General features: G+C 74.3%; 1 protein-coding gene. It reads left to right on the top strand.

Annotated features, from left to right (window positions below):
• Positions 1 to 155: 155 nt before the first annotated feature.
• Positions 156 to 1,146, top strand: a 991-nt coding sequence (locus G9H71_RS22790; RefSeq protein WP_166285021.1) for a ScbA/BarX family gamma-butyrolactone biosynthesis protein, incomplete at its 3' end; no start/stop codon positions are given.

Below are 1,146 nucleotides of genomic sequence, written 5' to 3'. Positions count from 1 at the left end.
CGTGCCGGTCGAAGACGCTGGCGGCGGCGCGGATCAGCGTCGACCGGGTGCGCGCCGACCGCTCAGCGTTGGACATTCGGGCCACATCGGACCTTTCCGTATCCGTAACCTGCAGGGGGTTCCCAACATACCGCTCGGTCGGTACGTTTCCAGTCATGACGGAAACACGACCGGTTCCTGCCACCGCCGCCGCGAACCGCCTGCCCGTAGACCAGCTCTCCTTCAGGTCGGCCCAGGCCGCGCTGGCTGCCTTTCCCACGCAGACCACGCCCGCCGCCGCGACCGAGCAGCTCCTGCCCGCTCCCGGGCACGTCGCGCAGCCGTCCAGCCGTTTCGCGGTCCCGGCCGGCGACACCGCCGAGCCGACGGGTCGCGCCGTCCGACGTGCCGGCGTGCGCTCGTTGACCTTCGAGCGCACCGTGGCTCGCGGCCTCGTGCACCGCGCCTCCGTCGCGGAGGTCTTCATCACCGACGCCGTCGAGGAGGCGCCGGACACCTTCCTCGTCGGCGCCCAGTGGCCGCGTGCGCACGGGTTCTACCGTCACGACCGCGCCGGGCGCCACGACCCGATGATCGCGATCGAGTCCGTGCGCCAGGCCGGCCTGTTCCTCGCCCACGTGTTCTACGGCGTGCCGCAGGGCGCGCAGTTCATCTTCACGGAGCTGAGCTACCGGCTCCTCGACGCCGCCGCGCTCACCGCCGGCAGCGCCCCGGCCCAGGCCGTCCTCCGTGTCTCCGTCGCCCCCGGGGGCCTGCGCCGCGGCGTGCCGACCGCGCTCGACCTCGACGTGGTCATCGAGATCGACGGCCGGCCGCTCGCGCGCCTCGGCGGCGGCCTGCGCTGCATCCCGCGCGCGACCTACGAGGTGCTACGCCGCCGCGTGTTGAAGGCGGACCCTGTCCGGGTCGGCCCCGAGGACCCGCAGCGCCCGGAGCTGGGCCTCGCGACCAGCTGCCCGGGGCTGGCCGACCGCAGCCGCTGCGACGTCGTGCTCGCCGGGCCCGAGGGCGGCACTCCCGCCGCCGACGGGTCGTCGTCCTTCGCGCTCCGCGTCGACGTGACCCACCCCGTGCTCTTCGACCACCCGCTCGACCACGTCCCGGGGATGCTGCAGATCGAGGCGGTCCGGCAGGCGGCGTACGCCG

Source organism: Motilibacter deserti (assembly GCF_011250635.1).
Taxonomy (GTDB): domain Bacteria; phylum Actinomycetota; class Actinomycetes; order Motilibacterales; family Motilibacteraceae; genus Motilibacter_A; species Motilibacter_A deserti.
The sequence above is the reverse complement of the archived record's forward strand: the minus strand, read 5'-3'. Positions and strand labels throughout refer to the sequence as shown.